At 67.5% G+C, this 18,384-nt stretch carries 18 protein-coding genes, 1 pseudogene and 1 riboswitch; of the genes and pseudogenes, 18 read left to right on the top strand and 1 reads right to left on the bottom strand.

The window, feature by feature from the left end; translation table 11 throughout:
• The 4 genes and pseudogenes from AB4Y43_RS39030 to AB4Y43_RS39015 all read left to right on the top strand — a co-directional run.
• Positions 1-228, top strand: a pseudogene (locus AB4Y43_RS39030) (hypothetical protein); the annotation flags it as partial.
• On the top strand, positions 225-1,313 hold the full coding sequence (locus AB4Y43_RS39025) for a lysylphosphatidylglycerol synthase domain-containing protein (RefSeq protein ID WP_069267921.1): 1,089 nt from the start codon (positions 225-227) through the stop codon (positions 1,311-1,313). The pseudogene AB4Y43_RS39030 and the gene AB4Y43_RS39025, both read left to right, overlap by 4 nt.
• A gap of 78 nt (positions 1,314-1,391) precedes the next feature.
• Complete coding sequence (locus AB4Y43_RS39020) at positions 1,392-1,973, top strand: hypothetical protein (RefSeq protein ID WP_028204757.1); 582 nt, start codon at positions 1,392-1,394, stop codon at positions 1,971-1,973.
• Positions 1,974-2,016: 43 nt separating this feature from the next.
• Positions 2,017-3,054 (top strand): patatin-like phospholipase family protein, encoded by a 1,038-nt coding sequence (locus tag AB4Y43_RS39015; protein ID WP_069267920.1) that lies wholly within the window; start codon positions 2,017-2,019, stop codon positions 3,052-3,054.
• A 68-nt stretch (positions 3,055-3,122) separates the two neighbouring features.
• Here the strand turns inward: AB4Y43_RS39015 and AB4Y43_RS39010 are convergent, their stop codons facing one another.
• On the bottom strand, positions 3,123-3,752 hold the full coding sequence (locus tag AB4Y43_RS39010) for a histidine phosphatase family protein (protein WP_368730176.1): 630 nt from the start codon (positions 3,750-3,752) through the stop codon (positions 3,123-3,125).
• Positions 3,753-3,796: 44 nt separating this feature from the next.
• Positions 3,797-3,942, top strand: a riboswitch (cobalamin riboswitch).
• Positions 3,943-3,981: 39 nt separating this feature from the next.
• Between AB4Y43_RS39010 and AB4Y43_RS39005 the strand changes: the two genes are divergently transcribed.
• The 14 genes from AB4Y43_RS39005 to AB4Y43_RS38940 all read left to right on the top strand — a co-directional run.
• The gene (locus AB4Y43_RS39005) at positions 3,982-4,200 is read left to right on the top strand and encodes a CbtB domain-containing protein (protein WP_069267918.1); all 219 of its coding nucleotides are present in this window, start codon (positions 3,982-3,984) and stop codon (positions 4,198-4,200) included.
• A gap of 13 nt (positions 4,201-4,213) precedes the next feature.
• Positions 4,214-4,966: a CbtA family protein gene (locus AB4Y43_RS39000; protein ID WP_069267917.1), complete on the top strand. Its 753-nt coding sequence runs from the start codon at positions 4,214-4,216 to the stop codon at positions 4,964-4,966.
• Positions 4,967-5,284: 318 nt separating this feature from the next.
• Entirely contained in the window at positions 5,285-5,974 is a 690-nt protein-coding gene (locus AB4Y43_RS38995; RefSeq protein WP_028204762.1) for an ABC transporter permease, read from the top strand.
• A gap of 13 nt (positions 5,975-5,987) precedes the next feature.
• Complete coding sequence (locus AB4Y43_RS38990; protein ID WP_069267915.1) at positions 5,988-6,701, top strand: ABC transporter permease; 714 nt, start codon at positions 5,988-5,990, stop codon at positions 6,699-6,701.
• A 23-nt stretch (positions 6,702-6,724) separates the two neighbouring features.
• Positions 6,725-7,513 carry an ABC transporter ATP-binding protein gene (locus AB4Y43_RS38985; protein WP_141710848.1) on the top strand — a complete coding sequence of 263 codons (789 nt, stop codon included), beginning with the start codon at positions 6,725-6,727 and terminating at the stop codon, positions 7,511-7,513.
• A 156-nt stretch (positions 7,514-7,669) separates the two neighbouring features.
• Positions 7,670-8,641 carry a GlxA family transcriptional regulator gene (locus AB4Y43_RS38980; RefSeq protein WP_368730177.1) on the top strand — a complete coding sequence of 324 codons (972 nt, stop codon included), beginning with the start codon at positions 7,670-7,672 and terminating at the stop codon, positions 8,639-8,641.
• A 229-nt stretch (positions 8,642-8,870) separates the two neighbouring features.
• Entirely contained in the window at positions 8,871-10,088 is a 1,218-nt protein-coding gene (locus AB4Y43_RS38975; protein WP_342945573.1) for an aspartate aminotransferase family protein, read from the top strand.
• A gap of 42 nt (positions 10,089-10,130) precedes the next feature.
• Positions 10,131-11,210 carry an arginine/ornithine succinyltransferase subunit alpha gene (gene aruF / locus AB4Y43_RS38970; RefSeq protein ID WP_368616120.1) on the top strand — a complete coding sequence of 360 codons (1,080 nt, stop codon included), beginning with the start codon at positions 10,131-10,133 and terminating at the stop codon, positions 11,208-11,210.
• On the top strand, positions 11,207-12,241 hold the full coding sequence (gene astA / locus AB4Y43_RS38965; RefSeq protein WP_368606961.1) for an arginine N-succinyltransferase: 1,035 nt from the start codon (positions 11,207-11,209) through the stop codon (positions 12,239-12,241). The genes aruF and astA overlap by 4 nt, the downstream gene beginning before the upstream one ends.
• 2 nt (positions 12,242-12,243) lie before the next feature.
• Positions 12,244-13,707 (top strand): succinylglutamate-semialdehyde dehydrogenase, encoded by a 1,464-nt coding sequence (astD, locus tag AB4Y43_RS38960; protein WP_368730175.1) that lies wholly within the window; start codon positions 12,244-12,246, stop codon positions 13,705-13,707.
• Between the two features lie 9 nt (positions 13,708-13,716).
• A complete protein-coding gene (gene astB / locus AB4Y43_RS38955; protein ID WP_368730174.1) occupies positions 13,717-15,057 on the top strand; it encodes an N-succinylarginine dihydrolase in 1,341 nt (446 codons plus the stop codon).
• Positions 15,041-16,093, top strand: a complete 1,053-nt coding sequence (gene astE / locus AB4Y43_RS38950) for a succinylglutamate desuccinylase (protein WP_368683991.1) — start codon at positions 15,041-15,043, stop codon at positions 16,091-16,093. The genes astB and astE overlap by 17 nt, the downstream gene beginning before the upstream one ends.
• 330 nt (positions 16,094-16,423) lie before the next feature.
• Complete coding sequence (locus tag AB4Y43_RS38945) at positions 16,424-17,224, top strand: ABC transporter substrate-binding protein (protein ID WP_069267907.1); 801 nt, start codon at positions 16,424-16,426, stop codon at positions 17,222-17,224.
• Between the two features lie 325 nt (positions 17,225-17,549).
• The coding region (locus AB4Y43_RS38940; protein WP_368730173.1) for an EAL domain-containing protein at positions 17,550-18,384 on the top strand (835 nt) is incomplete at its 3' end.

Below are 18,384 nucleotides of genomic sequence, written 5' to 3'. Positions count from 1 at the left end.
ATCTACTGCCACCCGGCGCTCGCCGATGATGCGCACGAAGGGCCCATCACGCCGTCGATGCAGACGTATCGCCACGCCGACGAATTCGGCGCGCTCATTTCGCCTCGCGTGGCTGCAGCGCTCGCGCAAGCGGGCGTGCGCCGGGGCGGCTTCACCGACGTGTTTTTCGGCGCGGCTTCGGGCTCCGATCCCGCTGCGTCGCGCGGCCCCGAGGTGCAGGTGTCATGAAGTGGCTGCAATGGCTGGGCTTGCCCGCCGGGATCGCCATCCTGATCGGTCTCGTCGTCCATAACGGCGCGCACGATGTGCTGCGCGTGATCGGCACCGCAGGCCCCATGCTGCTCTGGCTCGTGCCGTTCCACGCGCTGCCGCTCCTGCTCGACGCGCATGCGTGGCGCCTCCTGCTCGACAAGCGCGCACCGCTGAGCTTCCTCTGGTGGACCGCGACCGTACGCGAGGCAGTGAACCGGCTGCTGCCCGTGGTCGGCGTGGGCGGCGAACTCGTCGGCATTCGTCTCGCGCGCTGGAAGGTGCGCAATGCGAGCGAGGTCACGGCTTCGGTGATCGTCGAGGTGTTCGTGACGATTGCCGTGCAATACGCGTTCTCGGCGCTCGGCGTCGTGCTGATCGTTGCGGCGACCGGCGCCGGCGGCTCGCTGCGCACCATCGCCACGATCGCACTGGCGCTCGTGCTCACGGCGCCGCTGCCCGTGCTCGCCGTGTTGCTGGTGCGTCGCGGCGGCGTTTTCCATGCGATCGAACGCTGGGCCGCGAAGCTGCTCGGCGCCGACAATCCGCTCATGCTCGGCATCGACGGCAAGCAGCTCGACGCCGATCTCGACGCGCTGATGTCGCGCACGGGCCTCATGTTTCGCGCTTTCTTCTGGCAGCTCGCCGGCTACATGCTCGGCGCGTTCGAGACGTGGTGGGCGCTCGCGCTGCTCGGCCATCCGGTGACGGTGGGCGATGCACTCGCCATCGAAGCCATCACCCAGGCCGTGCGTCATGCCGCCTTCATGGTGCCCGCCGGGCTCGGCGTGCAGGAAGTCGCCGTGGTGCTGCTCGCGCAGCTGTTTGGCGTGAGCCAGGACGTGGCGTTCTCGCTCGCGCTCGTCAAGCGCATGCGCGAAGTGGTGTTCGGCGTGCTCGCGCTGCTCTCGTGGCAGGCTGCGGAAATCGTTCGCACGCGTCGCACCATGCGCCACGGCGCGCAGCCCGCCGCGCAGACTGCTGACGCGCTGCCCGCCGCGGCGAGCGTGTCCGCACGCGCGCCGACCCCGAAGCGGGACTCGCAGCACGATCAGGTCCATTGACGGTACATTGTGGGCATGTCGATGCGCGCCGGATCGGCGCGCGTAGACGCAAGTCCATGTTGATGCGTTAGCAAGGACATGAAGCCCACGTTTTCACTCACGCGTTCGCTCGCGCTCGCGTGCGCCGCCACGGCGGCGTTCACGCTTTCCGGCTGCGACGATCGTCAGTTCGATGCCATGCTCGATACCATCCGGCAGGGATTCAAGGCGTTCTTCGATTCCGTGAAGCCCGACGCGCTGCTGCTCAAGGGCCTCACGCCAGGCGTTTCCACGCTCGAGCAGGTGCGCGAGCAAATGGGCAAGCCCGAGACCGAGCGCGTGTTCGACGACGGCTCGCGCCGCCTCGAATATCCGCGCGGCCCGCAGGGCCTCAAGACCTGGATGGTCGACATCGGTCCGAACGGGCGGCTCGTGGCCATTACTCAGGCGCTTACTGCGGAAAACTTCGCGAAGATCCGCGTCGGCATGAGTGAGGACGAGGTCCGGCGATTGCTCGGTAAACCCGGGCAAGTGGCCGGCTACCGCTTGAAGAAGGAGACGGTGTGGAGCTGGAAGTGGCTGGAAGGGGGCGTGACTCCCGAAGCGTATTTCAATGTGCATTTCGGACCGGACGGGCGGGTCACGACGACCTCGCGCTCGGACGTGATCCGCGGTCGCTGACTGCGTTGACTCAGTCGACCCAGGGCCACGCAAGGAGGCGCGCATGATGAACCGGCGACGGCCCAAGCGTGTCGGACTCGTGCTCGGCGGTGGAGCTGCGCGCGGCTGGGCGCATATCGGCGCGATTCGCGCGCTCGAGGAAGCGGGCATCAAGCCCGACGTGGTATGCGGTACGTCGATTGGCGCGCTCGTCGGCGCGGTGTACGCGAACGGCGATCTCGACTGGCTTGAAGACTGGGTAGGCAAGCTGACCTGGCAGACCGTGGTGCGCCTGCTCGACTTGCGTTTTTCGGGCGGGCTGCTCGGCGGGCGCAAAGTGATCGACCTGTTTGCGCACCAGTTCAACGGCCGCTCGATCGATGACCTGAGGCTGCCGTTCACGGCGGTTGCTACCGAACTCGACACGGGACGCGAAGTCTGGCTGCGCGAAGGCGGCGTGGTGGACGCCGTGCGCGCTTCGATCGCGATTCCCGGCATCTTCACGCCGATCTGGCATGACGGCGTGTGGCTCGTGGACGGCGGACTGAGCAACCCCGTGCCGGTATCCGCCGCGCGTGCGATGCGCGCCGACACCGTGATCGCCATCGACCTCAATCACGACATTCTCAACGGCCGCGACCTGGGCGGTGCGATCGACACGATGCCGCGCGAGCTGCCCGTGGAGGCGAGCGACGCGGCGACGGCGGCATCGGCCGCCGTGGCGGCCAGCGGCGGCGCCAATGGTGCCGAAAACAGCGAAGCGGGGCCCGAACCGCTCCTGCGCCGCAATGGCAAGCGCTTTCCGCGCTGGCTGCAGCCTGCAGGCCCCGGCGCGGCTGGCGGTCCGGACGTGCGCGTGGCGCCGCCGCCTAGCACGCGTGCGCCTTCCGTGTTGAGTTCGGTGGCCCAGAGCATCGACATCATGCAGGTGCGCATTACGCGCAGCCGCCTGGCAGGGGAGCCCGCCGACGTGCTGATCCAGCCGCGCCTGGGCGGCATGGGGATCTTCGACTTTCATCGCGCCGCGCCCGCCATCGAGGAAGGGCGCGCAGCCGTGCAGTACATGATGCCGGCCATCAAGGCACAGCTGGGGCTGGACTAGAGCGCTTCTGGCTACCGATCCAGAATGCCGGCGACGGCGAGGGCAGGGCGGTAGCGCCGTTCCGGTCCTCACTTCATCGCCGCGAGCCAAACCCAGCCGTGCTCTGTGCGGCGTAGGGCCGTCACGGAAAGCGGCGCGATTTCGATCGAGCGAAACCCCGCCGACGGCGCGCCCAGCGCGTGAAGAATCGCCGCCCGGATCACGCTCGCGTGCGTGAAGGCGACCACGTTGTGCCCCGAGTCGGGCACCGCATCGAGCCAGGCGCTGACGCGCGTGCGGACATCGTCGAACGATTCGCCGCCGCCTGGCGGCCGAAAGCCCGGATCGCGCGTCCAGGCCGCTAGGGCCTCGGGCGCTTCACGCGCGAGATCCGTCAGGCGCTGACCTTGCCACGCGCCGAAGGCGGTTTCGGCGAGCGCTTCAGCTGGCGTTGCCCCCGCGAAGCCTGCCGCGCGTGCGCTCGCGCGGGCGATCGCGGCGGGACTCGTGAGCGCACGCGGCACCTCGCCATTGCGATTACCACCGGCCAGCCCCGCGTGCCAGCGCTCGCGCCAGGCGGCAAGCGCCTCGAGTACGCGCGCGTCGAGCGCTGCTTCGGCGTCTTCACCCGCAACAGGCACTTCAGGCACGTGCGGGAACGTGCCCGAGCGCAGAGCAGCGTTCGCCGCATGGCTCACCAGCCAGACTGTCGTCGACATGCTTTTCCTTATGCTTCACTACTCTTTGGCTGACATCCGGGCCGCGGCCGGCCGCCGCAGCGCGTAGAATACGGGCTCCACGACACGCGGAAGCCGGTGCAAGTCCGGCGCGGTCGCGCCACTGTAACTGGTTGCCGTCGAAAACATCGAAGCAACGGAAGTCAGACCTGCGCGTCGTGAACCACTCTTTCAACGACTAGCGGGGCGCGTAACCCCAGGAGAAGTCAGCATGTCCGAAACCTCATTCCCCTTGCAGCACGCCCCGGCCGCGCCGGCGCCCATTGCGCTGCGAGACATCCTGCCCTGGGCGATCTTCGGCGGCCTGATGCTGCTGCTGGCCCTGTACTTCGTGGGCGCCGAGCAGGGCGCCACGTCGATCTTCCCGGGCATGTACGTCCACGAGTTCGTTCACGACGGCCGCCATCTGCTCGGCTTCCCCTGCCACTGACCGGGAGCTGACCATGGTTGGCAAGTTGCTGGTGCGCGGCATGCTCGCAGGCATCGCCGCGGGACTTCTCACGTTCGGCTTCGCGAAGATCGCAGGCGAGCCCCAGGTCGATCAGGCGATCTCCTTCGAGGAGAAAGCCGACGCCGCGAAGGGCGAAGCGCCCGAGCCCGAAATCGTCAGCCGCAAGACCCAGGCGAGCGTCGGTCTCTTCACGGGCGTGATGGTCTATGGCGCGTCGATCGGCGGACTCTTTGCGCTCGTCTTCGCGTATGCCAATGGTCGCGTGGGGCGTCTTTCGCCGCGCGCGCTCTCGGCCTGGCTCGCGCTCGCCGCCTTCGTCGCGATCTACCTGGTGCCGAACATCAAGTATCCGGCGAATCCGCCCTCGGTCGGCGACCCGGAGACGATCGGCTATCGCACCGGGCTCTTTTTCCTGATGATCGCGATCTCGATCGCCGTGTCGGTGTTCTCGCTCAAGGTGCGCGCCGCGTTCGTGCCGCGCCTTGGCCTCTGGAACGCTTCGATCGTGGCGCTCGTGCTGTTCGTCGTCGTGATCGGCGCGATCCAGCTCGCGTTGCCGACGATCAACGAGGTGCCCGCCGCGTTCCCGGCCGTGCTGCTGTGGAAGTTCCGCACGGTGTCGATCGGCATGCAGTTCATTCTCTGGACGACGATCGGTCTGCTTTTCGGCGCGCTCGCCGAAAAGCTGCTCGGCGCGAACGCCCGTACCGGCAGCGCACGCGGCACGCAAACGCGCGCCGCATAAGCTCCGCCGGGGCCGCAGCGCGCACATCGCGCGCCTATCGAAAAAGCGACCCCAAACTTGCGTAAATGCCCCGCGCGCCTCGCGTGCCGGGGCATTTTTTTTCGCCTTTCAAAAGCATCGCGCCCGCGGCTGTGCGGGCCTGATCCGCACGCGCCGACGCGTCGCGCGGCAATGCTGCACTGCAATATCCGCGCCGCACGAGTTTGAGCAATCCATTTTGCACTGAGACGATCCGCGCCAGTTCATCGGTTTCAGCGGCGCCCACGTGCCGCGCGAGGCCGCCCGAAACGACAAAACAACTTTGTTCCGGAGACGCGCGTGATCCTTTACGGCTTTGGCCCGGTGCTGCTCGCCGGCACGATCCAGACCATCGAACTTTCGCTCCTCTCGCTCGGCGTGGCCGTGCTGCTCGGTCTGGCTGGCGCGGCGGCCAAGCTCTCGTTCAACCGGCCGCTCGCCGCCGTGGCGACCGCGTACACGACGCTGATCCGCTCGGTGCCCGACCTCGTGCTGATGCTGCTGCTCTTCTACAGCATCCAGATCGGCGTGAACGAGGCCACCGACGCGCTCGGCATGGCGCAGATCGATATCGATCCGTTCGTGGCCGGCGTCGTCACGCTCGGCTTCATTTACGGCGCGTACTTCACCGAAACGTTCCGCGGCGCGTTTCTCGCAGTGCCGCGCGGCCAGCTCGAAGCGGGGCACGCCTACGGCATGAGCGGCGCGCGCGTGTTCGCCCGCATCCTCTTCCCGCAGATGATGCGTTTCGCGCTGCCCGGCATCGGCAACAACTGGCAGGTGCTCGTGAAGGCAACGGCGCTCGTCTCGATCATCGGTCTCGCCGATGTCGTGAAGGCCGCCCAGGACGCGGGCCGCAGCACCTTCAACCTGTTCTTCTTCCTCGTGATCGCGGCGCTCATCTACCTTGCGATCACCACGCTCTCGAACTTCGCGCTCGTCTGGCTCGAACGCCGCTATTCGGTGGGCGTGCGTCACGCGCAACTGTGAGGACAAGGCCGTCATGAACGAAATCATCCAGCAATTCGGCCGCGCGTTCCTCTACTGGGACGGCGAGCATGTCTCGGGCCTCGCGATGACGCTGTGGCTGCTCGTGATCTCCGTCGCCTTCGGGTTCGTGTGCGCGGTGCCGCTCGCCGTGGCGCGCGTCTCGAGCCGCCGCTGGCTCTCGCTGCCGGTGCGCTTCTACACCTACGTGTTTCGCGGCACGCCGCTCTACGTGCAGTTGCTGCTCATCTACACGGGCGTGTACAGTCTCGCATTCATCCGTTCGGAGCCGCTGCTCGACGCGTTCTTTCGCAGCGGCCTGAATTGCGCGGTGCTCGCCTTCGCGCTCAACACTTGCGCGTATACGACGGAGATTTTCGCGGGTGCGATTCGCGCGACCACCCACGGCGAAGTGGAAGCGGCTCGCGCCTACGGCATGAGCCCGTTCACGATGTACTGGCGCGTGATTCTGCCTTCGGCGCTGCGCCGCGCACTGCCGCTGTACAGTAACGAAGTGATCCTGATGCTGCACGCGACCACGGTGGCCTTCACCGCGACGGTGCCCGACATCCTCAAGGTCGCGCGCGACGCCAACTCGGCCACCTACCGCTCGTTCGAGTCGTTCGGCCTCGCGGCGCTGATCTACTGTGCGGTATCGTTCGTGCTGGTGGCCGCGTTCCGCCGCGCCGAAAAACGCTGGCTCGGCCATCTCGCCGTGCGCACCCGCTGATTCACCGGAAACTGGAGACCATCTTGGCTCAGACGCAATCCTCAGATAGCAAGCTCGTCGCGCGCGACATCCACAAGCGCTACGGCGACAACGAGGTGCTCAAGGGCGTCTCGCTCGACGCGAAGAAGGGCGACGTGATCAGCATCATCGGCGCGAGCGGCTCGGGCAAGAGCACCTTCCTGCGCTGCATCAATTTCCTCGAGAAGCCGAACGCGGGCGAGATCGTCGTGGACGGCGAGGCCGTGCGCACGAAGGCGGGCCGCAACGGCGACCTCGACGTGGCCGATCACAAGCAGTTGCAGCGCATCCGCACCAAGCTCGCGATGGTGTTCCAGCACTTCAACCTCTGGTCGCACATGAACGTGCTCGAGAACGTGATGGAAGCGCCTATCCACGTGCTGGGCGTGCCGCGCAAGGAAGCCGAGGACCGCGCGCGGCAGTATCTGGAGAAAGTGGGCCTCGCGCCCCGCGTGGAGAAGCAATATCCGTCGCATCTTTCGGGCGGCCAGCAGCAGCGCGTGGCGATTGCGCGCGCGCTCGCGATGCATCCCGACGTGATGCTGTTCGACGAACCGACTTCGGCGCTCGACCCCGAACTCGTGGGCGAAGTGCTCAAGGTGATGCAAAAGCTCGCCGAAGAGGGCCGCACGATGATCGTCGTCACCCACGAAATGGGCTTTGCGCGCAACGTCTCGAATCATGTGATGTTCCTGCACCAGGGGCGCACGGAGGAGGAGGGCGCGCCCGCCGATGTGCTCGGCGCGCCGAAGAGCGATCGTCTGCGCCAGTTCCTCTCCGGCAGTCTCAAGTAAGCGGCGCGTTCAGTCTCGCGCCGCGTCTTGCCGATGGTCCGTTCCGCCGCTCTTCCTCCCGCTTCAGTTCCGGCCGCCGCGCCCGGGGGCCAGGCGCCGCTCGCGCGCGCCGGCCGCACGACCCAGGTGGCGATCGTCGCGCTCCCGCCCGTTTCGATGTCGGGCGTGGGCCCGATCGTCGACGCGCTCAATCTCGCGAACGAGATCGACGGCCGCGCGCTGTACCGCTGGCAGATGTGCTCATGGAACGGCCGGCCTGTGCCGCTCGCGGGCGGCGCGCAGTGGCCCGCCGACTGCGCGTTCGGCGACGCCGTTTCGGCCGACTGGCTCATCGTCGTGACCGAGCGCTACCAGCAGTTCGCCGACTACCGGCTCTTCCTCGCGAGTCTCGCGCGCGTGGGGCAGCGCACGCCGCTCGTCACGGGCATTCACCATGGCATCTGGTGGCTCGCGATGGCGGGACAGTTGCAGGGCTACCGCGTGGCCGCGAACTGGGAGACCTTCCAGCAGTTCGCCGAGCAGTTCGAGCGCACCATCGTCACGCAGCACATCTACGAAATCGACCGCGACCGCGCGACCTGCTCGGGCGGCCAGGCCACGCTCGACTTCATGCTCGCGATGATCGGCCGCGACCATGGCCCGGAACTCGCCGAGCGCATCGCCGACGCGCTGGGCGCGAGCACGCTGCGCAGCGGCGACGAGCGCCAGCGCATTCCGTTCGTGACCGCGCCCGGCGAGCGGCACCCGCGCCTGAACGACGCGCTCAAGCTGATGGAGGCGAATATCGAGGACCCGCTCACGACCGACGAGATCGCGAATCTCGTGGGTGTGTCGCGTCGTCAGCTCGAACGGCTCTTTCGCCAGTACCTCGGCGCGATGCCGTCGAAGTACTACCTGGGCCTGCGTCTTGCCAAGGCGCGCTCGCAGTTGCAGCGCACCAGCAAGTCGGTGGTGCAGATCAGTCTCGCGTGCGGGTTTTCGTCGGCTGCGCATTTTTCGAATGCGTATCGCGAGCGTTTCGGCGTGACGCCGCGCGAGGATCGCCGCAACTGGATCGAGCGCCAGCACGGCGGAGCCGCCGCCGTGCCGCGCGCGGGCGCGCTCGTGGAGCGCCCGGAAGTCCAGTGAAACTGGCCGCGGCGCAGCAAACGCGCGGACTTGCAGGTTCCGTACGAAAAAACGCGTCGCGCCTGCGCAAGACGTTTGCCGCGAGCTTGCCTACACTGCACAGGTGTCGACGGGACCTGGCGCTTGAGCGCTTGGTCCCGTCTCATGCAAAGCCAACTAAGCGAAAGGGCGCGGCCCGAACGCACACCGACCCCGAATTCGACACGCACTGAGTAATAGAGGAATCGCCATGAACGACCAGACTGTGAGCCGCAAGACCTTCGACGAAGTGATGGTGCCGTGTTTCTCGCCCGCGCCGTTCGTGCCGGATCGCGGTGTCGGCTCGCGCGTGTGGGACACCGAGGGCCGCGATTACATCGACTTCGCCTGCGGCATTGCCGTGACCTCGCTCGGCCACGCGCATCCGGAGCTGCTGCGCGTGCTGCAGGAGCAAGGCAGCAAGCTCTGGCACATCGGCAACGGCTACACCAACGAGCCGGTGCTGCGTCTCGCGCGCCAGCTCGAAGCGCTCACGTTCGCCGACCGCGCGTTTTTCGCGAACTCGGGCGCGGAGGCCAATGAGGCGGCGCTCAAGCTCGCACGCCGCGTGGCCTTCGATCGGCACGGCGCCGACAAGTTCGAGATCGTCTCGTTCACGCAGTCGTTCCACGGCCGCACGTTCTTCACCGTGAGCGTGGGCGGCCAGCCCAAGTATTCGGAAGGCTTTGGCCCCGTGCCGGGCGGCATCACGCATCTGCCGTACAACGACATCGAAGCGGCCACGCGCGCCATCGGCGCGCAGACCTGCGCCGTGATCGTCGAGCCGGTGCAGGGCGAGGGCGGTGTGATTCCCGCCGATCCCGCGTTCCTGCGCGCGCTGCGCGAGGCGTGCGATGCGCACGGCGCGCTGTTGATTTTCGACGAAGTGCAAACGGGCGTGGGCCGCACGGGCCACTTCTATGCCTACGAAGAGACGGGCGTCACGCCCGACATCCTCACGACGGCCAAGGCGCTCGGCAACGGCTTCCCGATTGGCGCGATGCTCACGACCGAAGCGATTGCCGCCCACTTCAAGGTGGGGGTGCACGGCACGACCTATGGCGGCAATCCGCTGGGCGCCGCGCTCGCGGGCAAGGTGGTCGAGCTCGTGAGCGATCCGGCGCTGCTGGCGGGCGTGCGTGCACGCGGCGAAGCGATTCGCGGCAAGCTCGCGAAACTCAACGAGCGTTTCGACATGTTCAAGGAAGTGCGCGGCAAGGGGCTCTTGATCGGCGCCGAACTGAATGCGCGCTTTGCGGGCCGCGCCAAGGACTTCAACGGGGCGGCCGCGAATCGCGGCGTGATGATGCTGATTGCCGGGCCGGACGTGCTGCGCTTCGCGCCCTCGCTCATCATTCCCGAAGCGGACCTCGACGAAGGCTTTGCGCGCTTCGAGCAGGCCTGCGCAGATGTGATCGGCGCACGCTAAATCGCAACCCAGCCGCAACCCAGCGCACACACAGGACCGACGATGCTATTCGTTCGCCCCGCCAGGCTTTCCGATCTCGACGCGATCGCCCACATGGCGCGTACCGCGCAGCCGGTGCTGCATTCGCTGCCGCACGACCGCGCGGCGCTCGAAGCGCGCATCGCGCTTTCCGAGGATTCATTTCGCGCGGACGTGGACTTCCCCGGTGAGGAGTTCTATCTGTTCGTGCTCGAAGACACCGCCACCGGGCGGCTCGTCGGCACCTCGAGCATCGTGGCGGCGGCCGGCTACGCCGAGCCGTTCTACGCGTTTCGCAACGACGCGCTCATTCATGCGTCGCGCGAGCTGCACGTGAACCGCAAGATTCACGCGCTCACGATGTCGCACGAACTCACGGGCAAGAGCCGCCTCGCGGGCTTCTACATCGAGCCGACGCTGCGCGGCGACGCGGCCGCGCATCTCATGTCGCGCGCACGCATGATGTACGTCGCGATGAACCGCCGGCGCTTCACGCCCGAAGTGTTCTCGCTGCTGCTCGGCGTGACCGACGAGACGGGCGCCTCGCCCTTTTGGGAAGCCGTGGGGCGCAAGTTCTTCGGGCGCGACTTCAAGGACATCGAACTGGCCTCGGGCGGACGCAGCCGCACCTTCATCGCCGAGGTCATGCCGGCTTATCCGCTCTATGTGCCGCTGCTGCCGGAGCCGGCGCAGCGTGTGCTCGGCGAGCCCGATCCGAGCGCCTTGCTCGCTTACGAGATCCATCTGGAAGAGGGCTTCGAGCCGGATCGTTACGTCGATATTTTCGATGCGGGCCCGGTGCTGACCGCGCAGGTGGACCGCACGGCCTCGGTCGCCGGCAACGAGACGCGCACGGTGCGTGAAGCGGCGGCCGCTACGAACCTGGAAGGCGCGGCGTATCTGGTCGCGAGCCAGCGCGCGGGCGAGTTCCGCTGCGTGCTCGCGACGCTGCCCGAAAGCGAGAAGGGCGCGGGCATCATCGCGCCGCTCGACGCGAGCGCGCGCGCCGTGCTCGGCGTGCAGGACGGCGAGCCGGTGCGCTGCGCGCCGCTGTATCGCGCCACCCCGCAAACTGAGGATGCTTATATGGGAGATGCACAATGATCGTGGTACGCGTCGTGCAAACGGGCGACGTGGACGCGCTCGTCGCGCTCGCCCAGGAAACGGGGCCCGGCCTCACCACCTTCAAGCCCGACCGCGAGGCGCTCAAGGCGCGCATCGAGCGCGCGCGGCGCACGCTCGCAGGCGAAGCCGCGCCGCGCGAAGCCGGCTACTTCTTCGTGATGGAAGACACGGCCACGGGCGACGTGGCCGGCGTTTGCGGCATCGAGACGGCCGTGGGCCTGGAGCAGCCGTTCTACAACTACCGCGTGAGCACGGTGGTGCACGCAAGCCAGGAGCTCGGCATCTGGACGCGCATGCGCGCGCTCAATATCTCGCACGATCTCACGGGCTACGCCGAGGTGTGCTCGCTCTTTCTTTCGCCGCGCTATCGCACGGGCGGGGTGGGCAGCCTGCTGTCGCGTTCGCGCTTCATGTTCATCGCGCAGTTTCGCGAGCGCTTTCCCGAGCGCCTGTGCGCGGAACTGCGCGGCCATTTCGACGCGCAAGGCACATCGCCGTTCTGGCGCGCGGTCGGTTCGCACTTCTATCAAATCGACTTCAACGCTGCCGATTACCTCAGCTCGCACGGGCGCAAGTCGTTCCTCGCGGAGCTGATGCCGCGTTACCCGGTGTACGTCGAGCTGCTGCCCGAGGAAGCACAGGCTTGCGTCGGTCTCACGCATGCCGACACGATTCCTGCGCGCCGCATGCTCGAAGCCGAGGGGCTGCGTTATGAAAACCACGTCGATATCTTCGACGCGGGCCCGGTGCTCGAATGCCATATCGTCGACTTGCGCACGGTGCGCGACAGCGTGGTCGTGCCGGTCGAGATCGGTGAGGCGCATGCCGAAGAGGGCGTGCGCTCACTGGTATCCAATACGTCGCTCGGCGATTTTCGCGTGGGTTTCGCGCCGGGCGTCGTGCACGACGGTGTGTTCACGCTGGGCGCCACGGAAGCGGCGGCGCTGAACGTCGCGGCGGGCGATCCGGTGCGCGTGCTCGGCCCCGCAACAAAGCAGAAACAGGGATGACCATGAACGAGCTTTACATCGATGGACAATGGTGCGCGGCCTCGGGCCCCGCGTTCGCTTCGCGCAACCCCGGCACGGGCGAGACCGTGTGGAGCGGCAATGCCGCGAGCGCCGACGACGTCGATCGCGCCGTGAACGCCGCGCGCCGCGCGTTCGCCGCGTGGGCGCAAACGCCGCTCGAAGCGCGCTGCGAGATCATGCAGCGCTTCGCCGCGCTCGTCACCGAAAAAAGGGAAACGCTCGCCCAGGCCATTGGCCGCGAGACCGGCAAGCCGCTCTGGGAAGCGCGCACCGAAGCGGCGTCGATGGCCGCGAAGATCGCGATTTCGATCACCGCTTACGGCGAGCGCACCGGCGAGAAACGCGCGCCGATGGCCGATGGCGTTGCGGTGCTGCGCCATCGCCCGCATGGCGTCGTCGCCGTGTTCGGGCCGTACAACTTCCCGGGCCATTTGCCTAACGGGCATATCGTGCCGGCGCTGATCGCGGGCAACGCGGTCGTGTTCAAGCCATCGGAACTTGCTCCGGAAGTGGCACGCGTGACGGTCGAACTCTGGCGCGAAGCCGGCTTGCCCGCAGGCGTGCTCAACCTCGTGCAGGGCGAGCGCGACACCGGCATTGCGCTTGCGAATCACAAACAGATCGACGGGCTCTTCTTCACGGGCAGCTCGGATACGGGCACGCTGCTGCATCGCCAGTTCGGCGGACGGCCAGAGATCGTGCTCGCGCTGGAGATGGGCGGCAACAATCCGCTCGTCGTCGCGCCGGTCGAGGATATCGACGCCGCCGTGCATCACACGATCCAGTCGGCTTTTCTTTCGGCGGGCCAGCGCTGCACGTGCGCGCGCCGCATTCTCGTACCCGCTGACGCATTCGGCGAGCGCTTCCTCGCGCGCTTCGTCGAAGTCAGTTCGCGCATCACGGTGGGTGAGTACGACGCCGAGCCGCAGCCCTTCATGGGCGCCGTGATTTCGGCGCGCGCGGCGGCCAGGCTGATGGGTGCACAGGCGCAACTGCTCGAGCGCGGCGCACGCGCCTTGCTGCCGATGACACAGCGCGACCCGGCGCTCGGCTTCGTGACGCCCGCGATTCTCGACGTGACAGGCGTGGCCGATCTGCCCGACGAGGAGCACTTCGGGCCGCTCGCGCAGGTGACCCGCTACGCGGGTTTCGACGACGCCATCGCGCAGGCCAACAATACGGCGTACGGCCTCTCGGCGGGTCTGCTCGCCGACGACGAAGCGCTGTGGCAGCGCTTCACGCGCGAGATCCGCGCGGGGGTGGTGAACTGGAACCGGCCGACCAACGGTGCGTCGAGCGGCGCGCCGTTCGGCGGCGCGGGCCGCTCGGGCAACCACCGCCCGAGCGCGTACTACGCCGCCGACTACTGCGCCTACCCGATGGCCTCGGTGGAAAGCGCGCAATTGCAGATGCCCGCGAGCGTTTCGCCGGGTCTTCACTTCTAAGGAACGACGATGCAAACCCTTGAAGCCAACTTCGACGGACTCGTCGGCCCCACGCACAACTACGCCGGGCTGTCGTTCGGCAACGTCGCCTCGCAGAGTAACGAGAAGTCCGTCGCGAACCCGCGCGCCGCGGCGCAGCAGGGCTTGCGCAAGATGAAGCGGCTCGCCGACCTCGGCTTCGCACAAGGCGTGCTGCCGCCGCAGGAGCGGCCGTCCATGCGGCTGCTGCGCGAGCTGGGCTTCGGCGGTAAGGATGCCGAAGCGATCGCGCGCGCCGCGAAGGACGCGCCCGAACTGCTCGCGGCGGCAAGCTCCGCGTCGGCGATGTGGACCGCGAATGCAGCCACGGTGAGCCCTTCGGCGGATACGCCCAACCGGCGCGTGCACTTCACGCCCGCTAACCTGTGCAGCAAGCTGCATCGGGCGATCGAGCACGAGTCCACGCGCCGCACGCTTTCCACGGTGTTCGCGGACCCGTCGCACTTCGTCGTGCACGAGGCGCTGCCCGGCACGCCCGCGCTCGGCGACGAAGGCGCGGCCAACCATACGCGTTTTAGCGCACAGTACGGCGAGCGCGGCGTGGAGTTCTTCGTGTACGGGCGCAGCGAATACCGCCGCGGACCGGAGCCCAAGCGCTTCCCGGCGCGGCAGACGTTCGAGGCGAGCCGCGCCATCGCGCAGCGCCACGGCCTGACCGATGCCGGCACGGTGTTCGCGCAGCAGAATCCGGACGTGATCGACGCAGGCGTGTTCCATAACGACGTGATCGCTGTGGGCAACCGCAGCACGCTGTTTTGCCATGAGCGCGCGTTCGTCGACCAGCAGGCGGTCTACGACGAACTGCGCACGAAGCTCGCGGAGCACGACGCGCCATTCCACGTGATCGAAGTGCCCGAGGCGCGCGTGAGTGTAGGCGACGCCGTGTCGTCCTATCTCTTCAACAGCCAGTTGCTGAGCCGCGCGGACGGCACGCAGATTCTCGTCGTGCCGCAGGAGTGCCGCGAGAATCCGCACGTGGCGATCTATCTCGACGAACTGGTCGCGAGCAGCGGACCGGTGGATGAAGTGCTCGTGTTCGACCTGCGCGAGAGCATGAAGAACGGCGGCGGCCCGGCGTGCCTGCGTCTGCGCGTGGTGCTCAGCGCGCAAGAGCGCGCGGCGACGGCGCCCGGCGTGTGGATGAACGACGCGCTCTTCACGCGCCTCGACGGCTGGATCGAGCGGCATTATCGCGACCGGCTCGCACCGCAGGACCTGACCGATCCGGCGCTGCTCGTCGAGTCGCGCACGGCGCTCGACGAACTCACGCAGATTCTCGGCCTCGGATCGCTCTATGACTTCCAGCGCTGATAGCCCGCTTGCGGATTTTCTCGCGTACACGCTTGCGGGCTCGCGCCCGGCCACGCCGCAAGCCGCGCGCGGCGAATGCGCGGGCGGCGTGCGCTGGCAATGGCTCGACGAGGGCGTGGTGGAGCTGGAGCCGGCACACATCGACGAGACGACGCGCAGCGTGCTGCTTTCGGCAGGCGTACACGGCGACGAGACTGCGCCGATCGAATTGCTCTCGCAACTCGTGGCCGACATCGCGGCGGGCCGCTCGCCGCTCGCCTGCCGCGTGCTCACGGTGCTCGGCAATGCCGGCGCGATGCGTGCCGGCGAGCGTTATCTCGACGACGATCTCAACCGCCTGTTCGGCGGGCGCCATGCGCGTGTGCCGGCGAGCCGCGAGGCACCGCGCGCCGCGGCGCTCGAAGCGGCGGCGCAGCGTTTCTTCGCGAAGGCCGCGAGTTCTGCGGCTGCGCCCTTCGCGCGCTGGCACCTCGACATGCATACGGCGATCCGCGCTTCGGCGTTCGAGCAGTTCGCGCTGCTGCCGCACACGGGCGAGCCGCCCGCGCGCGCGATGCTCGAATGGCTCGCCGACGCGCGCATCGCGGCTGTGCTGATCCACACCGAGAAGGGCGCGACCTTGTCGTCGTTTACGGCGGAGACGTGTGGCGCGCTCGCCTGCACGCTCGAACTGGGCAAGGTGCGTCCGTTCGGCCAGAACGACCTGGCTCGCTTCGCCGGCGCCGATGCCGCGGTGCGCCGTCTCGTGGCGGGAGAATTGTCGTTGCCGAAGGGCGCGCAGATGCCGCGCATCTTCACGGTGATCGGCCAGATCACGAAGCAGAGCGCGGCGCTCAAGCTCAACGTGGCCGCCGACGTGCCGAACTTCACGCCGTTCGCGCGCGGCGAGGTGCTGGCGGAAGACGGTGCCTACCGCTACGTGGTGCAGCACGACGAGGAGCGCATCGTGTTTCCGAATCCGGGCGTGAAGCCGGGCTTGCGCGCGGGCCTGCTCGTCGTCGATACGACCCGCGAGACGCTCGCCGCGCTCGCCTGAGCGCTAGCCGCGAGCGCACGCGCTGTCACGCGCTTGCGCATCCACGACACCCACTTGCATGTTCGAACGCACTGCGTGGTCGCTCTGCCGCGCGCGGGCGCGCCTTGCGCCGCTTGCCGCCCGCGCGGCGGGGCGCCGGCGCCGTCGCGGTACAATCGCGCCCTCGCGGTTGTTGCGGCGCACCACACACGGTGCGCGCGATTGAGCCGTGTTTTTGGTGCAGCGATCCTGTGCCGGCGCCGGCAAGCCGTTTTTTAGCCGCGAATCCAACCATGAAGCTGCAAGAACGGGTTTCGCCGACGCACCCAATCTGACTGGAAAGAGACACTGATGAAGACGAACTGGAACAAGCTGGCAACGCTCGCATTCTGCGCGGGCGCCATGACGGCAGGCGCGGCAGGGGCCGCACACGCCGCCGATATCAAGGAAGTCCGCTTTGGCGTGGAGGCGTCGTACGCGCCGTTCGAATCGAAGTCGCCCGCGGGCGAACTGCAGGGCTTCGATATCGACGTGGGCAATGCCGTCTGCGCGAAGCTCAAGGCAAAGTGCGTGTGGGTGGAAAACTCGTTCGACGGCCTGATTCCGGCGCTGCAGGCGCGCAAGTTCGCCGCGATCAATTCCGACATGTCGATCACGGACCAGCGCCGCCAGGCCATCGACTTCACCGACCCGATCTACGCAATCCCGAACCAGATGATCGCGAAGAAGGGCAGCACGCTGCAGCCCACGCCCGAGTCGCTCAAGGGCAAGCACGTGGGCGTGCTCCAGGGCACGATCCAGGAGACCTACGCGAAAGCGAAGTGGGCGCCCGCGGGCGTCGACGTCGTGCCGTACCCGACGCAGGACCAGATCTACGCGGATCTCGTTTCGGGCCGCCTCGACGCCTCGTTTCTGGACGCCGAAGCCGCTTCCAAGGGCTTCCTGAACAAGCCGCAGGGCGCGGCTTTCGCGTTCGCGGGCCCGCAGGTCGTTGATGCGAAGCTGCTCGGCGAGGGCGTGGGCTACGGTGTGCGCAAGAACGACGCGGCGCTCAAGGCAGCGCTGAACGGTGCGCTCAAGGACCTGAAAGCGGACGGCACGATCGACCGCATCGCGGCGAAGTATTTCGACGTGAAGGTCGTGCTCAAGTAATCGACCAGTACCGCCGATAGACCGACCGGCTGGGCGAAATCCAGCCGGTCGGGTTTTTTTCGCGTCTTTGCTTCGGATTGCGTATCAAATCGTTCGTGCGTCGAGCGGCAACGCGGTGCAAGCGACGCGTGTGGCACTGCAAAAACTGCAAAAAAATCCCGCGGATTGCGCAGAACTTCATTTCCGCGCCTTACTTGCCAGGATAAAATCGAGCCAAGAAAGTGCCGCGTCGGGTGCGCGATCTGTGCCAAGCGCAAACGGTTGCGGCATGCCAAGAAACAAGACCAGGGCGCCGCCATGCGCGCGGCGCCGCGCGGGGGACCCCATGAGCTTGAACGCCGCAGACCGGCCGCAGATGTCGGGAGTCGCGGGCAGCACGCAGTCGCCGGAACAAGCCGGCCCGCCCATCGACGTGTATTTCGCGCGCCAGCCGATGCTCGACCGGGAGGGGCTCCTCTGTGCGTTCGAGACGTCGCCGCGCCTCGTGGACCGGCGCGAAAGCGCCGAAATCGCACAAGAGGCCGAAGCGGCCGCCAAAGACCAGGCCTCGGGCCTGCCGCCCAAGCCTTCCGCCACTAGCACCGCGCTCCTCAAAAGCTTCGCCGCACCCGCCTTGCGCGCCTCGCTCGCGGGCCATCCCGCGTGGCTCGACATGACTCGCGACGCGCTTTTTCACGACAGTCTGCAGCGCGTGAGCCCCGAGCGCGTCATGCTCGAGTTGCCCGTGGACATCGGCGCGGATGCGGATCTGATCGCGCGGCTCGTCGAACTGCACCGCCGTCGTTATCGCTTCGCGCTCGACCACGTGTCGAAGGCGGACGAGTCGCTCGCGAAACTGCTGCCGTATGTGGACGCCATCAAGATCGATATCCGCGAGATCGCGCCCGCGGTGCTGCCGAAGTTCGCGAGCGTGATGAAGGCGGCGGGCAAGCTTCTCGTGGCCATGGGCGTCGAGACCCAGGCCGACTATCAGCGCGCGCACGAGCTCGGTTTCGACCGCTTCCAGGGCTACTTCTTCGCGAAACCGCACGGCGGCGCGCGCCGCTCGAGCGCGCCGCGCCAGGCGTTGCTGAACCTGCTGCATCTGCTCGCGGCCGAGCCCACGGTCGCGCAGCTCGAAGCGGAGCTGAAGCTCAACCCCGTGCTCGTGATGCATCTGA

Origin of the sequence: Paraburkholderia sp. BR10872, assembly GCF_040965835.1 — a bacterium.
In the GTDB taxonomy this organism is placed as follows: Bacteria; Pseudomonadota; Gammaproteobacteria; order Burkholderiales; family Burkholderiaceae; genus Paraburkholderia; species Paraburkholderia nodosa_A.
The sequence above is the reverse complement of the archived record's forward strand: the minus strand, read 5'-3'. Positions and strand labels throughout refer to the sequence as shown.

Bases quoted from the DNA above. Each gene is read 5' to 3' on its own strand.
- astD (WP_368730175.1), top strand. From the start codon at position 12,244: ATGAACGAGCTTTACATCGATGGACAATGGTGCGCGGCCTCGGGCCCC.
- AB4Y43_RS38945 (WP_069267907.1), top strand. From the start codon at position 16,424: ATGAAGACGAACTGGAACAAGCTGGCAACGCTCGCATTCTGCGCGGGC.
- aruF (WP_368616120.1), top strand. From the start codon at position 10,131: ATGCTATTCGTTCGCCCCGCCAGGCTTTCCGATCTCGACGCGATCGCC.
- AB4Y43_RS39005 (WP_069267918.1), top strand. From the start codon at position 3,982: ATGTCCGAAACCTCATTCCCCTTGCAGCACGCCCCGGCCGCGCCGGCG.
- AB4Y43_RS38980 (WP_368730177.1), top strand. From the start codon at position 7,670: ATGTCGGGCGTGGGCCCGATCGTCGACGCGCTCAATCTCGCGAACGAG.
- AB4Y43_RS38975 (WP_342945573.1), top strand. From the start codon at position 8,871: ATGAACGACCAGACTGTGAGCCGCAAGACCTTCGACGAAGTGATGGTG.
- AB4Y43_RS39010 (WP_368730176.1), bottom strand. From the start codon at position 3,752: ATGTCGACGACAGTCTGGCTGGTGAGCCATGCGGCGAACGCTGCTCTG.
- AB4Y43_RS39000 (WP_069267917.1), top strand. From the start codon at position 4,214: ATGGTTGGCAAGTTGCTGGTGCGCGGCATGCTCGCAGGCATCGCCGCG.
- astE (WP_368683991.1), top strand. From the start codon at position 15,041: ATGACTTCCAGCGCTGATAGCCCGCTTGCGGATTTTCTCGCGTACACG.
- AB4Y43_RS39025 (WP_069267921.1), top strand. From the start codon at position 225: ATGAAGTGGCTGCAATGGCTGGGCTTGCCCGCCGGGATCGCCATCCTG.
- AB4Y43_RS39015 (WP_069267920.1), top strand. From the start codon at position 2,017: ATGATGAACCGGCGACGGCCCAAGCGTGTCGGACTCGTGCTCGGCGGT.
- AB4Y43_RS39020 (WP_028204757.1), top strand. From the start codon at position 1,392: ATGAAGCCCACGTTTTCACTCACGCGTTCGCTCGCGCTCGCGTGCGCC.
- astA (WP_368606961.1), top strand. From the start codon at position 11,207: ATGATCGTGGTACGCGTCGTGCAAACGGGCGACGTGGACGCGCTCGTC.
- astB (WP_368730174.1), top strand. From the start codon at position 13,717: ATGCAAACCCTTGAAGCCAACTTCGACGGACTCGTCGGCCCCACGCAC.
- AB4Y43_RS38990 (WP_069267915.1), top strand. From the start codon at position 5,988: ATGAACGAAATCATCCAGCAATTCGGCCGCGCGTTCCTCTACTGGGAC.